The sequence below is a fragment of the Pseudomonas inefficax genome, from assembly GCF_900277125.1.
In the GTDB taxonomy this organism is placed as follows: domain Bacteria; phylum Pseudomonadota; class Gammaproteobacteria; order Pseudomonadales; family Pseudomonadaceae; genus Aquipseudomonas; species Aquipseudomonas inefficax.
This window is the reverse complement of record NZ_OPYN01000070.1, coordinates 274,346-289,674: the sequence shown is the minus strand read 5'-3', so window position 1 is coordinate 289,674 and position 15,329 is coordinate 274,346. Positions and strand designations below refer to the sequence as shown.

The window sequence follows — 15,329 nt, the reverse complement described above, 5'->3', positions numbered from 1 at the left end:
GCTTGCCAATTGACGGTTGCGGCATCGTCAGCCGCCGTGGTTTGAGGATATTTGTCGGTTACGTGCTGAAGCATCAGCCCATTGGGCTGGAGCAAATTGGAGACGGGCTCTGGGAGGTTATTTTTGGTCCAATCGTCCTCGGTAGGAGCGATGTACGTGATGCCATTGATGGCTATGTGACGCTGAAAGTGTCACCTATGTGAGTGAACTTTTATGTAACCCATGTGGGTGACCCGTACATGGCTCCTATCATCCGGCCCCTCCGCTGCGCTCCGGGGTTCCCTCGCTACGGGCCTGCTCCCGGGAGTACGCGCTGCAGGCCCCATCCATGGGGCCTCAGCGCTTGACGGGCATCCATGCCCGTCACCTCCCTCCGCAGTCCCTTCGCTCGGCCTCCTGAAGTCGCAATCGGCGGCGCCTGAGCTACCGTGCGCTTAGAAGCAAAAGCAAAAGCAACGGCAACGGCAATGCCGATTCCAATCAACGATCCTTGAACTGCGCCTCGCGCTTGGCAATGAACGCAGCCATACCCTCTTTCTGATCTTCGGTAGCAAACGCCGCATGGAACACCCGCCGCTCGAAGCGCACACCCTCGCTAAGGGTGACTTCGAACGCACGGTTGACGCTCTCCTTGACCATCATGCTCACCGGAATCGACTTGCTGGCGATGGTCGCGGCCACCTTCAACGCCTCTTCCACCAGCTCCGCCTGCGGTACGATGCGCGCCACCAGCCCGGCACGCTCAGCTTCCTCAGCCCCCATCAGGCGACCGGTCAGGCACAATTCCATGGCCTTGGCCTTGCCCACCGCGCGGGTCAGGCGCTGGGTGCCGCCCATCCCCGGCAGCACGCCCAGGTTGATCTCCGGCTGACCAAACTTGGCGTTGTCCGCCGCCAGGATGAAGTCACACATCATCGCCAACTCGCAGCCACCGCCCAAGGCAAAACCGGACACCGCGGCAATTATCGGCTTGCGCCGGTTGGCAATGCGGTCGGCATCGCTGAACAGGTCGTCAACATAGATTTGCGGGTATTGCAGCTCGGCCATTTCCTTGATGTCGGCACCAGCGGCAAAGGCCTTGGCGGAACCGGTCAGCACCACGCAGCCGATGTTCGGGTCGCGCTCGAGCTGGTCCAGCGCCTGGTTGATCTCGCCTACGATCTGCGCGTTCAGCGCGTTCAGCGCCTGCGGGCGGTTGAGGGTGATCAGGCCAACCTTGCCGTGGATGTCCAACAGGATGGTTTCGAATGCCATGCAGTCTGCTCCTTCAAAGATTGCGCGCAATGACCATGCGCTGAATGTCGCTGGTGCCTTCGTAGATCTGGCAAACCCGAACGTCGCGGTAGATGCGCTCCAGCGGGAAGTCACTCAGATAGCCATAACCGCCCAGTGTCTGCAAGGCGTCCGAACAGACCTTTTCGGCCATTTCCGAGGCAAACAGCTTGGCCATCGACGCTTCAACCAGCGCCGGGCGCCCGGCATCGCGCAGCGCGGCGGCGTGCAGCACCATCTGCCGGGCCACGGCAATCTTCGTCGCCATGTCGGCCAGGCGGAAGGCCACCGCCTGATGCTCGATCAGTGCCTTGCCAAAGCTCTGCCGCTCATTGGCGTAGTCACGCGCCACTTCGAACGCCGCGCGGGCCATGCCCACCGCCTGCGAGGCGATGCCGATACGGCCGCCTTCGAGGTTGGCCAGGGCGATCTTGTAGCCCTCGCCTTCGGCCCCCAGGCGGTTGGCCATCGGCACGCGCACATTGTCGAATACGATCTGGCAGGTGTCGGAGGCGTGCTGGCCGAGCTTGTCCTCGACCCGCGCCACCTGGTAGCCCGGCGAATCGGTGGGCACAATGAAAGCGCTGATGCCGCGCTTGCCAGCGTCCGGGTCGGTCACGGCGAACACGATCACCACCCCGGCATTCTGCCCGGAGGTGATGAACTGCTTGCTGCCATTGAGCACGTAGTGGTCGCCATCCAGACGTGCACGGGTCTTCAGGCTGCTGGCGTCAGAGCCGGCCTGTGGTTCGGTCAGGGCGAAAGCACCGAGCATCGCGCCGCTGGCCAGCGGGGTGAGGAACTGCTCTTTCTGCTGCTCGCTGCCAAAGCGCAGGATCGGCACACAGCCCACCGAGTTGTGCACGCTCATGATGGTCGAGCAGGCGCCGTCACCCGCGGCGATTTCCTCCAGGGCCATGGCATAGGCCACGTAGCCGGTGTCGCTGCCACCCCACTGCTCCGGCACCAGCATGCCGAACAGGCCCAGCTCGGCCATCTCCTCGATGGCCTCCTTCGGGAAGCGGTGTTCCTTGTCCCATTGTTCGGCAAACGGCTTCAGGCGCTCCTGAGCAAAGGCGCGAACCGCGTCGGCGATTTGTTGTTGCTCGTCAGTTACCAGCATGGTTCACCTCAGTACAGGCATTCGACAGCCATGGCCGTGGCCTCGCCGCCGCCAATGCAGATGGCCGCCACACCACGGCGCAGGTTGTTCTGGCGCAGGGCCGACAGCAGGGTCACCAGGATGCGCGCGCCGGAAGCGCCGATCGGGTGGCCGAGGGCGCAGGCGCCGCCATGGATATTGACCTTGTCGTGCGGCAGGTCGAGGTGCTTCATGGCCGCCAGGGTGACCACGGCGAAGGCCTCGTTGATCTCGAACAGGTCGACCTCGGCCAGGTTCCAGCCGGTGCGTTTCATCAGTTTGTCGATGGCACCGATCGGCGCGGTCGGGAACAGTGCCGGAGTGTCGGCAAAGGCGGCATGGCCGTGGATCACCGCCAGCGGCTTGAGGCCGCGCTTGTCGGCTTCGGAGCGGCGCATCAGCACCAGCGCCGCAGCGCCGTCGGAAATCGAGCTGGAGTTGGCGGCGGTCACCGTGCCGCCTTCGCGGAAGGCCGGCTTGAGCTGCGGGATCTTGTCCAGGCGTGCCTTGGGCGGTTGTTCGTCGTCCTTGATGACGCGTTTCTCTTTGCCCTCGGTGACCTCGACAGGCACGATCTCGGCAGCAAAGCGACCGCTTTTGATAGCGTCCTGGGCGCGGGTCAGCGAGGCGATGGCGAACTGGTCCTGGGCTTCGCGGCTGAAGGCATTGGCCTGGGCGCAGTCTTCGGCAAAGGTGCCCATCAGGCGGCCTTTGTCGTAGGCGTCTTCCAGGCCGTCCATGAACATGTGGTCGAGGATCCTGCCGTGGCCCATGCGGTAGCCGCCACGGGCCTTTTCCAGCAGGTAGGGCGCGTTGGTCATGCTTTCCATGCCACCGGCCACCACCACATCAGCGGTGCCGGCCAGCAGCAGGTCATGGGCCATGATTGCCGCCTGCATGCCCGAACCGCACATCTTGTTCAGCGTGGTGCAGGTGGTGTGCTTGTCCAGCCCGGCGCCCAGCGCGGCCTGACGCGCCGGCGCCTGGCCCTGGCCGGCCGGCAGCACGCAGCCGAACAGCACCTGCTCGACACTGGCAGCATCAATGCCGGCGCGCTCCACGGCACCACGGATGGCGGCGCTGCCCAGCTGCGGCGCGGTCAGGCTCTTGAGGTCGCCCTGCAGGCCGCCCATGGGCGTGCGCACGGCGCTTACGATAACGATCGGGTCATTGGCGAGGGTCATGTTCGCTCTCCTTACTTGGCAGCCATGCGCAGTGCACCGTCGAGGCGGATCACCTCGCCGTTGAGCATGCTGTTCTCGATGATGTGGCGGGCCAGCGCGGCATATTCCTGCGGGCGGCCCAGGCGCGGCGGGAATGGCACGCCGGCAGCCAGCGAGGCGCGCACTTCCTCGGTCATGCCGGCCATCATCGGCGTTTCGAAGATGCCCGGGGCGATGGTCATCACACGGATGCCGAAGCGCGCCAGCTCGCGGGCGGCCGGCAGGGTCAGGCTGGCGATGGCGCCTTTGGAAGCCGCGTAGGCGGCCTGGCCGATCTGCCCGTCATAGGCGGCGATGGAGGCGGTGTTGATGATCACCCCGCGCTCGCCCCCTTCATCGGCAGCCCCTTCGGCCATGGCTGCGGCAGCCAGGCGCAGCAGGTTGAAGCTGCCGATCAGGTTGACATTGATGACCTTGGCAAAGCTGGCCAGGCCATGCGGGCCCTGCTTGCCCAGCACTTTTTCGGCACCGACGATACCGGCACAGTTGACCAGCCCGTGCAGGCAGCCAAAGGCGCTGACAGCCGCATCCACTGCCGCCTGGGCGGCCTGCTCGTCGCTGATGTCGGCCACCGCGAAGCGGGCATTGTCACCCAGTTCGCGTGCCTTGGCCTCGACGGCCTGGGCATTGAGGTCGACCAGCATGACCTTGGCGCCGGCCTCGACCAGCATCTGTGCGGTGGCAGCACCCAGCCCGGAGGCGGCGCCGCTGACGATGAAGTGTTTGTTGGCTATTTGCATGATCGGTTTCCTTTCAGGCGCTGGCAGGGGTGGCCTGTTGCGCTTGTTGTTTGGCGACTTCCTGGTTGCGCAGGATGAAGCGTTGCAGCTTGCCGCTCGGGGTCTTGGGCAGCTCGCTGACGAATTCGATTTCCCTTGGGTAGGCATGGGCGTACAGGCGCTGGCGCACATGCTGGCGCAAAGTCTCTTCCAGCTCGGCGCTGCCCTGGTAACCGCTGGCCAATACCACGAAAGCCTTGATCAGCTCGGTGCGCTCCGGGTCCGGTTTGCCAATCACCGCCGCTTCGATCACCGCCGGGTGCTCGATCAGTGCGCTTTCCACGTCGAACGGGCCGACCCGGTAGCCGGAGGTGGTGATCACATCGTCGCTGCGGCCGACAAAGCTGATGCTGCCGTCCTGGTTCAGCTCGACGGTGTCGCCGCTAAGGTAGTACTTGCCGACGAAGGCTTTGGTCGGCAGGCCGTGGTAGCCCGCGAACCAGCACAGCGGCGACTGCTCGCGGTCGACCGCGAGGATGCCCGGCTGGCCGGCAGGCAGCTCGTTGCCCTGCTCGCCCAGTACCACGATGCGGTGGCCGGGGATGGCGAAGCCGGCCGAGCCGAGGTGTACCGGGTGCTGCAGGCCATGGTGGTTGCACAGCACCATGCCCAGTTCGGTCTGCCCGTAGTGGTCATGGATGGTCACGCCCAGTTCGTCGGCGAACCAGCGGATCACTTCCGGGTTGAGCGGTTCGCCGGCACTGCTGACCACCCGCAGGCGGCCCTTGATCGGTGTCGAAAAATCCGCCCCGGCGGCAATCAGCAGGCGGTAAGCGGTGGGCGAGCCGGCCAGGTTGGTGATGCCCAGCTTGTCGATCACCCGCGCGCAACTTTCAACACTGAAAGGGCCATCGTAGAAGGTGGTGGCATGGCCCAGCGACAGCGGGCCGGTGACCGCGTAATACAGGCCATAGGCCCAGCCCGGGTCGGCCAGGTTCCAGAAGTTGTCCTCGGGGCGCAGGTCGATGGCATCGCGCATGTAGCCCTGGAACGCGACGATGGCACGCAGCGGCACTTCCAGCGGTTTGGCCGGGCCGGTGGTACCTGAGGTGAACATCAGCAGGAACGGGTCGTTGCCCGAGCGCATGACCGGCTCGCATTGGTCTGCGGCATTATTTAGGCACTGCTGGAAGTCCAGCTCGCCACTGCGGGCATTGACGGTGATGATGGTCGGGCAGGCGCGCACATCGTCCAGCTTGGCGCGGTTGTGGCTGTCGGTGACGACCACGCGGGCGTGGGACTGCTCAAGGCGATGTTCGATGGCCTTGGGGCCGAACGCGGTGAACAGTGGCTGGTACACCGCCCCGAGACGCCAGGTGGCGAGGATGGTGACCAGCAGCTCCGGGGTACGCGGCATCAGGCCGGCGACCCGGTCTCCGGCGCCTACGCCATGCTCCCTGAGCACCGTGGCGAACCGCGCCGCCTGGTCCTTGAGCTGATCGAAGCTGTATCGTGCGCTGTTGCCATCACGGTCTTCCCAGACCAGCGCCAGCTTGCCAGTACCGGCGTGGCGGTCGCAGCATTCGACACAGGCATTGAGGGCTTCGAGGCTACCCTGCAGCGCCGCCGCAACAGCCTGGTCATGGTCAAACGTACGAGCGGCCTGAGCGTAGTCGCGCATCGTCGAACTCCTGGTTTGTTGTTTTTGTTAACCATCGGTTCGACGATATTCGCGCTGCCCGGGCGAGGCGACAATGGCCAAAGCTGTCAATATGGATGACCGGTTTGGCCGTTTGGGAGCGTCAGACCGGCCGCGCCAGCGCTTCTCTGGTCAGGCGCAAGTTCAGCGCGGCAAGCGCCCGTGCGCGGGCTTGCTGAAGGTTTCGCGCCTGCTGCAGATAGCCAGGGTCACCCAGCGCGGCGGCAGCACTGCGCTGCGCCTGCCCTTGTGCTTCCACAGCCTGCCATTGTTCGAGAAAGTCGTCCTCGACCGCGCTGTAGAGCGATGGATAAAGTGCCCGCAAGGACTTGATCCAGAACCCGAGCTTGCTGATGAATGCAGGTCGCTCCTCGCTGGCTTCAGCTGTAAGCACCGAAACATAGGCCGCGTCCAGGTCTGCCGGGCTAACCTCGACCATGTGCGCGAAATACGTGCTGGTGGGCTGACCGAGCAGATTGAGACGCTGCGCCAGCCCCACCCGATAAGCCAGGCTGACCTCCACCTCCTCCTCGTCGTGCTCACCTTGCTCCCAGCGGCCATCTGCATACCTTGCGTCCATGTTCGCGCGGGCGAGCTTTTCGACCTGGTTCAAGCGGAACAGGCGCCGAGCGAGCATCAAGCGTTCCTTGGCAGTTGCCCCGGGTTCACCGTTGTGGGTGAACTCGGCCACATGCATACCCACCTCCAACTGACTGAAACAATGCGCTACGCTGTCGGCACAAGTGCGCGGGTCGGCCGCCAAGTCGAACAGGTCCCTGCGCACCCGGGCATCGCCCTTGGCTGCTGCCACCACCCTCCATACCCTTCGCCCGGTCTCCTGCGGCGCTGCCCTGAAATCGGCGCTTTCCACCAATTCGTCGAGCAGCCCGAAAAATGCATCGCTGTCCGCTTCGACGCGCAGCGCATCCCACAGCGCTTCATGGGCTTGACGCTGGTTGTCATCGAGCGTGCCCAGCCAGGTGTTCTTCGATACGACGGGCTCCAGCTCGACCAGCGTCGGCTGGCCGGGGTGCGCAGGGTTGCGCAGTTGGTCCATCACTTGCTCCGACAATGGGTTGCCAGACAGGATAAGCAGCTGGCGCCGCGGCACTGGCGAATCGATGAGTGCTTGCGGCAGGTCGGTGATCTGGTTGTTACGCATGTCGACATAGGTCAGCTGTTCACAAAGCTCTAGCCCTTCGGGCATTGCCGTCAGGCCAACGCGGCGCAGGCTCAGGGTTTCCAGGCTATGTAGAGCTCCCATCTGCAGGGTCACCGCGCCCAACGGGTTATCGCTGAGCTCGAGGCTGCGCAGTTCGCCGAGGCCAGCCAGCACCGCCGCCTGGTCCTCGTCCAGGCGAATCTGATTACCGGCAAGGTTCAGCTCGCGCAGCTGGCCAAGGTTCTCCAAGCCGGCAGGCAGAGCATGCAGATCGTTGTAGGCAAGGTTGAGTACCTGCACATTGGGGAAAAACGACAGGAAATCCGCAGGCAACGCCGGCAGGCGCAGGTTGACCAACACCAACTGGTCGATGTGGCCAAAATCCGTGCCGGCGGGCAATTCGGGCAGCTCGCCCAGAGGAATGGAGATCAGAGAAACGTTTGCCTGCCTGCCGCCCTGCGGCCGGGCAGCCAAACGGAAGGTCTCCATTCGCCACGCCCGCTGAAATTCGATGCTGGCTTGCAGGCGATGATCACGCACATGTCTATTGGCATGCCGCGCCCAGGCATTGAGGCGCTGGGACAGCTGATCGTATTCCAGCTCCAGCCGCAGTACCGAGCTGAACGGTGACGCGCTGTGCTGGTAAAGCAGATCGATGTAATGCTCGGCCTGCACTTCATTCAAGCTCGGATAAAGCGCGAGGATCCTGCGGCGTAACACGCACTCAGGCGAGTCCAGGCACGACAGCACCGGGCCGAGCGGGTAGCCGGCGCGGCCATCGCCGAGCCGCTGGAAGGTGGCTCCAAGCGGCCTGGCTTCACGCCAGCCTAACAAGGCCAGCTGTTCCTTGGGTTCAGATGGCAGCCAGGCCTGTATCTGCGCGCGGATGCGCTGCGGCGCATCGTCACCCAGCCAGCCCAGCCGACGGCAGTAGGCAGGGGAAAGGCAGGCCGCGAGCACTTCGAACAAGCCTTGCGGCTGCGCGACATCCAGGTCGCTGCGCCTGCCAGCGTCGTCATACAGCTCGAAGCGCCCCGCTGACCAGACCATGTGCAGCCTTTGCGGCGGCTTGCCAAATGCCGGCAGCAAGCGCTCGAGTACCGGGCTGCTGGACGAGCGCTCATGCAGCACCAGGTCGGCCTGGTCGGCAGCGAGCCCCTGACGTTGCAACAGACGAAATACCAAGCTCACGGCATCATGGCTGTAGCTGTCACGCAAACACAATGCCTCGCGCAGGCGGGTCAGCCGAGCACGCTGCTGCTGCAGCCGCGCCTGTTGAGCCAATACCAGCGGCAGGCGCGAACTGCTCTGCATGCTTGCTCGCATTTCGCTGGTGGCCGTTCTGAGGATATCCGACGCATAGGCTTTGGGCAGTTGCGGGAAATGGCGAGCGAACAACGGCCACAACGGCTCTTCGCGCAGGTATCGCTCAGCAAAATGATCCAGCATGGCAGGGCGTAGCTGGCCGGCCTGGTCGCTCGCAGCATCCACTGGCACACCCAGCTTCTGGCTACACCAGTTGAGCCGATCGGCAAAGGCCGCGCCTTCAGCCGAACCGTCAAAAAAGGCTTGATTCCGAGTATGCACCGCGAACCGCTCGAGGGTGTCGCGCAGCGTCACCGGTAACGGTCGGGATTCGACCGCCAGCCGACGCAACCCCGCCTCGTCTGTGCCCGCAACCAGCAGTATCTGCGCCACCTGCTCGGCTGACAGGGTTCTGGCCGCCGGCCACAGGCGTGTGAGCAAGTACGCACTCCCTTGCCATTGCTGTGGCCGGTCCAGGCTCAGCCACCAGCCGCGTTCGCCATTAGTGCGCAGCAGCGGGCCGAATGCTTGCGGGCCATCCGGGTGCAGCAAGCGCCACGCGCCCTTGCTGTCCTGATACACGCCGTAAAATTTCCCATCGTTGTGCCACCATAATTCACCGGCACCGCTGAACAGCCCGTCGTGGCGTTCAGTCATCTCAACATCAGGGCCTGCTTGTCCATACGGCGCCAGATCGGACAACCAGAGTTTTTCCTGCCCCTGCTCAGTGATAACGGGTTCGAGCGTCTCGACAAAAACGCTACGCGCCGTGTAGGCCGCCACGGACGCCACCCCAAGCGTTGCAACCGCGCCAGCCACCTCCAGCAAATGCTGCAAGGCTTCGTGCTGGTGACCTTGGGACCAGTCGCTGACGCCTTCGTACACATGCCCCAACACTTGCCTGGCCATGTCAGCCAACAGCAGGGTGCCCACCACAGGCACGAACAAACCGGCCAGGGTCAGCAGCCCGATGCCGGCGTTTTTCAGTGCGGTCAGGCGCGCCGCAGCCGCTCGGCTATCCACGCGAGCCGAAGGAACCGCCAGGAACATCGCGTCGTTCTTGATACGGCGCGCCTGCCAGCGGGCCATATCGATGAACCACTTACCATCGGTTTTCGACCGGCCAGGCTGCAAGTCTGGCTGGGCATCACTCAAGCGCACAGCCAACAAGGCCTGGAAACCCGCCTGATCATGCAAAGCGATGCGCTGCAGCAAAGCACGCTGAAATGCCACTTGCGCCAGCTCATGGGCCAGAGCTTGGTTGACGGCGCCCCAATCCGCAAAACGACGTAACGACGCTGACGCCGCGCCGGGCAGGTAAATGATCACGCCTTTGAGACGGTCAGGCAGCCCCACCGGGAAATCACTCTGCCGCCGGATCGGCTCGCGCAACTCGAAGGCCAGGGCGCCATCGACCCGTTTTCCCAGAACCTTTAACGCCCCGGTGTCAAAGACCAGCCCCTCGGCATGGAGGGCTGGCTTGTCTTGGCAAATCAAGCTTAACGCCATGCCATCGGCACTGTTGAGCTGCCCTTTCAGGCAGGCCAGCTCGATGGCGAGTGCCAGCTCCTGGCGTTTGTCTTGCGCCAGCGCATCGACGAATGCCGGGCTCAGTACCTGGGCAAGATGCGCCTGGTAAGCGGCCCCGACATCGACTTCCCGGCAGACGGCGACCAAGTCATCGATTCGGTCGGTCAATATGACGGGCGCTTGCTGGCCCGCAGCCTGTGGCCCGAGCACCGCGGTCTGGTTGGCGAAAGACTCGCCTGCAGTAAAATTTTGCAGCAGTTTTTGCAGCAACGGCTGCTGGACGAAACGGGTTTCGAAGTCTGGCGGAAGCAAACCCGGAATGGGCTCGAATGGCCGCTGGCTGACATGAATGCGCGCTTCTCGCCAGACGGCGGTATCCAGCTCGATCACCTGCCCCAGGCGGCTTGCAATGGCTGGTTGAAGCAGGCCTTTCGCGAATTCCCCAAGCGGCTGCAACTGGCCGCTATAACGGGCCATCTGCTTCTGGCTTTGCAGATGCGCAGTCACACAGTCATGCAAGCGCCTGACTTGTTGCGCGCTGGCTTTGGCAAGCCACTCGGGCAAATGACTGGCAATGAAGCCATTGCCAGGGTAAGAGGAGGCGCGGAGCGCCTTTGCGGGACACATAGGCGGAGCCCTGTCTGGTTGAAGGGCCATCACCATGATCAGCCTGCCTCGGTACAGACAGCAGGAACGCTTGCCTCTGGGCAGCAACCTCCTCGGGCAAGCGTCCTGGGCGAGATACGAATTTCACCCTCCTGCGCGACCGATAGCAAGGTGATCAGGCGCCGTGGTCAGGCCTGGCTTGCAATATTTCCTTGGTAAATTCCACAACCAACCTGTAGCGGTCCGAGGTCCGCCTGTATTCAAGCTCATCCCATTCAGCCTGAGGTGCCTGCGCGCCGGCGCCCTGCTCCGTCTGAGCGGACAATGCGTTTGCCTGCTCCGCATAGTGCGTGTCGACTTCCTCGAAGCGCTGCTGATTCTCGCTTTCCACCCAGCCGCTCCAGAACGGTTGCAACGCCAGAAACTCGGCTTGCGCCTCTACGGTCTCGCCCTCGCGGACGAATGCACGCGCTGCCTCCAACTGAGCTGGGGTAACGTTGGCCAGATCGCCGTACCTGATCGATGAGGGTTGCCCTGGCAAGCCCATTTCCTGCGCCAATGCCACGCTGTAGGCGAGCTTGACCTCTATCGGGTCCACCAGTTGGCGCAGGCTCTCGCGCGTGGCGATGTCCATGCGTACGAACCGTTGCAGCCTTTCCAGCCGAAACAAGCCAAGCCCCAGCTGCAGCAAGCCATCCTGCTGGACGTCGGTGGCTCGGTTCGTCTGAGCTATCAGCGCCTGCAGATGCATTTCGCTGAAGCGCTCGGCAATGCTGTCGGCGCAGGTGGTCATGTCTTCAGCGATAGCTGTTACCCGGCCTGCAAGCTCGGCATCTTCATCCATTGCCTCGAGCAGCCCCCACACCTGCAGTGTCAGGTCGGCTCGGTGCCTCTGGTAGTCCTTGGTGTTCTGCAGCGCCTGCAAGATATGCATTACACGCGCACGGCCCGCCACGCCGAACACTCGGTCCCAACGATCGCTCTGCACCTGGGTGGCAGCCTCGCCCAACCACAGCTGCCGAGCCGGGACTTGCGCCATTGGGGCGGCCTCTGGATGCGCCGCATGCGCCGGCGGAGCGTGCAATCCGGCCAGCTGGCGTGCGGAGATCGCATTGTTTTGCACGTGAAAAGCCATACGAAACTCATACGGCATCTGCATGATCGCCTGAGGCACCTCGGGGATCTGGTTACAGCGCAAATCCACAATTGTGAGCATGGCGCATTGTTCAAGCCCAGCAGGCCATTCCACCAGACTGCAATGGCGTAGATGCAAGGCTTGCAGCTGCGGTTCCGGGTTGAAGCGCAGCGTCAGGCGATGAAGCGGATTGGCGCTCAGGTCCAGCACGGACAGATGCTGTAACCCGCTCAAGGTTTCGCTACCCAGTTCGCTCCACTGGATGCGGTTATAAGACAGCTGCAAGTTTTCCAGGTTGACCATATGCCGCAGGCCGGCGGGCACCCGGCGCAGGTGGTTTCTGGAAAAATTCAGCCTGCGCACTTCTCTGAAGCAGCTGAAGAACTCGTTAGGCTCCACGACCAGCGGCGTATTGATCATCACCAGCGTGGTCACGAAATGGAAGTCGAGGGCCTCTGCCAGTTCCGGCAGGCTGCTGACCTGAAAGCCGCTCAGGTCAAGAATCCGCCCCCCCAGTTCGGCATGCATCGTGTCGAAGGGCAATTGCCGGCGCCAAGCCTGACGTAACCGGGCTGCAAACAACCGCCGCGCTCCCGCCTCGTTGCCCCTGGCATATGAAACCCATACGCCCAGACGGTGGTTGAGCAGGCGAAAATTGTCTTCCTCGGCAAGCATCGCTGCGAACGGATTGTCGCTGCGGATTATCCTGTCAAGATGCTCATCGATGTCTGCTTCACTGGCGCCATGGTAAAGGCTTCTGAGTCGCGCGCGCAGCTGGCCCACGTAGCCCTGTTCGGTTGACTGCCGACCGCCCAGAGGGTAACCCACTCGCCCGTCAGGCAAGCGCTGCCCGGGGTTGAACCAACCTGGCTGCTCTCGCCAGCCGAGCCGCCTGAGCAACTGCGCACGTGTCGCCGGTATCGCCTTGATAATCAATCGACGCAGCGCGTTGGCCGGATTCGCGGGGTCAAGCATCAACCGGCTTTGCTGTTCGGGTGACAGCAGGGCGACAACCACCGCGAAGATGTCGTCAGGTGCATCCACTTCAGTATCGAGCGACGCGCCAAGATGGTCATACAGCTTGAACTGCCCCTCGGCGCGCACCAGTACTACCCCGGCCTCTGCGGGCGCTTGTGAGTTGAGGATCGCGATCAGGCGGCCCGATGCGCTTTTTGCGCGCAGCTCCAGCCGCTGCCGGAAAGACCAGTTGGCCAGGCGTGGCAACAGTTGCACCAGCAGTTCACCGCTTTCGTCGCTATAAGCGTTGCGCAGCAGCAGACCTTGTTGAGCCCGGCTCAGCCTGGCCAGCTGCAGCAACGCGCGGGCTTTTTTGGCGACCGGCAGCGGTAGCCGCTGCAACAGCTCGATCTGCTGCCGCTCTTCGCCAGAAACCGAATACGCCAGCTCCAGGGCATAGCCCAAAGGCAACCCGGCAAAGTCACGCATGACTACACCCGCAACGCGGTCCTCCGTGGTCGCTTCCTGGACTAGGTGGGCAAACAGCTCCACACGCAATGTCGAGCTCTGTTCGACAACCGCAGCAGCCAGGGCGGCGTCGTCGACCCCGGCAAATTGCGGACGTCGCCGGCAGTACTGGATCAGTGCTGGATCCGCCGCAGCCTTGGCGGCGCCGAGCGCGGCAAAAAACGTCTCGATGCGCTGATCCGCCGCGAAGCGGCGCAAGGTATCACGCAGGTTGGCTGGCAAGGCGCGGTTATCGAGAACGATGCCGCGCAGCTCGTCCAGGTCACTGCCTGCTACTTGCAATATTGCCTGGGCACGCTCAGGGTCCAGTGGCTGTGCCTGCGGCCACAGCCGGTTGAGCATCTGCGCTGGATCGTTCCAAGCTGCCAGGCGCTCCTGCGGCAAGTGCCAAAAGCACTCCCCGTTGAAATTGACTGCAGGCCCGTAGGCTTCACTGCGAAGCGGATGACGCAAGCGCCAGCCGCCACCCGTGTGCGGCTGGTGCACCTCATAGTAATCATCAGCGATGCGTAGCCAGTGCCGCTGACCGGTGCTATAGAGGCCTCGCTCATCGAGTACCGCATTTTGCTCCAGATCACAGGCATAGGCCGTCAGATCATTTTGCCAGAGACGCGCGCCACCACCTTCAAGGCTGACCGGCACCAGGTCGTCGACGAATGCACTGCGCTGTAACAGCCGCACCACAGCCCCGGCGCCCGCCACCGCGCCAGTGGTGATGGCTACGCCCGCAGCAATCTGCGCAACGCCAAGCAAATGTTCAAGTGCCTCGTGGTCATGCCCCTCGGCCCAGTCGGCCATCCCTTCGTAGGTATGGGAACAAACCTGGCGCAGCAAGTCGGCCAGCAATGCTGCCCCCACCAGTGGAATGAAGAACCCGGCGAGGTTGGCCAGGTTCCAACCGGCCGAACTCCAAGTCGCCAGGCGCTCCTGACTGGCCTTGGCGTCGGCATCAGCGGTGGGCACCAAAAGCAGCCGCGCATCATCCTTGGCCCGATCGATCAGCGCCGCGACCCAACGCTCGCCAATGGCGCCATGCCCCGCCTCGCCTTCCACTTCGAGATCGGGTTCAGCATCTGCCAGGCGCAATGCCAATTGATCAAGAAACGGCTTGCGCTCGCGCAGGGCTATGCGCTGGCTGAATGCGGCGAGGGGCTCCGCTGTCGATAGCTGCCCGACCAACGCCTCCTCAAGAGCCAGTTTGGAGTCATAGCGGCGCAACGGATGATCGGAGCCATCTGCCAGGTACAGGATTACCCCTTGATCACTGTCATCGTGGCCGCGCAACTGGATGTACAGCGCCTCGTGCACGGTGTAGCCGAGCATGCTCAGCAAGCCAGGGTATGCGATCAATGCAGCGGCGGGATTGTGCGTTGGCTCGGCACTGGGCGTGAAGCAGACATCCAACGCTGCTTTCTCCGTCGCGTCGATCTGCCCGCGCAAGAGCGCGACCTGCGCGGCAAGCCGCAGCGCCGCGAGCTTGTCACCGACCAGTACCGCCCGGTGCTTTCTGAAGTTGTCGGTGAGCAAGGTTTGATACCTGCCACCCGCATCCAGGCTTCGGCAGGCAGCCACGAGCGAATCGATATCCTCGGACACCAGCGTTTGCGTGACAGGATCGTAAAGGCCACTGCCATCCAGCGGGGTGGCGCCTTCTGCGAAGTTCTGCATCAGGCGCAACAAGGCAGGGCCTTCCTTGTAGGTGTATTGCAGGTGCGGCAGCGAGACACCCAGCAGTTCCACTTCCTTGTCTCGCCACTGCAGCTTTTGCAGGGATTTGCCCGCTGGCAGAAACGGGCTCAGGGCCCGGGCAAGCTGGGTTGCGGCAAACTGCTGCACTGGAGCGACCGCTTGCGTCGCATCCTTCACTCGCTTCTGGCTGGCCTTGTGCGCGTCGAGCAAGCGGCGTAGTTCGCTGATTTGCGCCACGGAGGCTTTTTTTAGCCAGTCTGGCAAGCGCTGCTGGATGAAACGGTCAGTGGCCTGCTGCTCATCCTTCACGGTGTATGCGAGGGGTTTTTGCGAAACGGCGGCAAACTGGCGCATGGGCTGTGC

General features: G+C 63.3%; 7 protein-coding genes and 1 pseudogene. 1 reads left to right on the top strand and 7 read right to left on the bottom strand.

What is annotated here, in order from left to right:
- Positions 1-203: pseudogene (locus tag JV551A3_RS08985) on the top strand (IS481 family transposase); the annotation flags it as partial.
- A gap of 277 nt (positions 204-480) precedes the next feature.
- Here the strand turns inward: JV551A3_RS08985 and JV551A3_RS08975 are convergent.
- The 7 genes from JV551A3_RS08975 to JV551A3_RS08945 form a co-directional block, all read right to left on the bottom strand.
- Positions 481-1,254 (bottom strand): enoyl-CoA hydratase, encoded by a 774-nt coding sequence (locus JV551A3_RS08975; protein WP_050704987.1) that lies wholly within the window; start codon positions 1,252-1,254, stop codon positions 481-483.
- 13 nt (positions 1,255-1,267) lie between these two features.
- A complete protein-coding gene (locus JV551A3_RS08970) occupies positions 1,268-2,395 on the bottom strand; it encodes an acyl-CoA dehydrogenase (RefSeq protein ID WP_133970961.1) in 1,128 nt (375 codons plus the stop codon).
- 8 nt (positions 2,396-2,403) lie between these two features.
- Positions 2,404-3,597 (bottom strand): acetyl-CoA C-acyltransferase, encoded by a 1,194-nt coding sequence (locus JV551A3_RS08965; protein ID WP_133970960.1) that lies wholly within the window; start codon positions 3,595-3,597, stop codon positions 2,404-2,406.
- A gap of 11 nt (positions 3,598-3,608) precedes the next feature.
- Complete coding sequence (locus tag JV551A3_RS08960; protein WP_133970958.1) at positions 3,609-4,376, bottom strand: SDR family NAD(P)-dependent oxidoreductase; 768 nt, start codon at positions 4,374-4,376, stop codon at positions 3,609-3,611.
- A 13-nt stretch (positions 4,377-4,389) separates the two neighbouring features.
- On the bottom strand, positions 4,390-6,036 hold the full coding sequence (locus JV551A3_RS08955) for an acyl-CoA synthetase (RefSeq protein ID WP_133970957.1): 1,647 nt from the start codon (positions 6,034-6,036) through the stop codon (positions 4,390-4,392).
- A gap of 121 nt (positions 6,037-6,157) precedes the next feature.
- Entirely contained in the window at positions 6,158-10,528 is a 4,371-nt protein-coding gene (locus JV551A3_RS08950; RefSeq protein ID WP_166674234.1) for an NEL-type E3 ubiquitin ligase domain-containing protein, read from the bottom strand.
- A gap of 304 nt (positions 10,529-10,832) precedes the next feature.
- Positions 10,833-15,320: an NEL-type E3 ubiquitin ligase domain-containing protein gene (locus tag JV551A3_RS08945; protein WP_133970955.1), complete on the bottom strand. Its 4,488-nt coding sequence runs from the start codon at positions 15,318-15,320 to the stop codon at positions 10,833-10,835.
- Between the last annotated feature and the right edge of the window lie 9 nt (positions 15,321-15,329).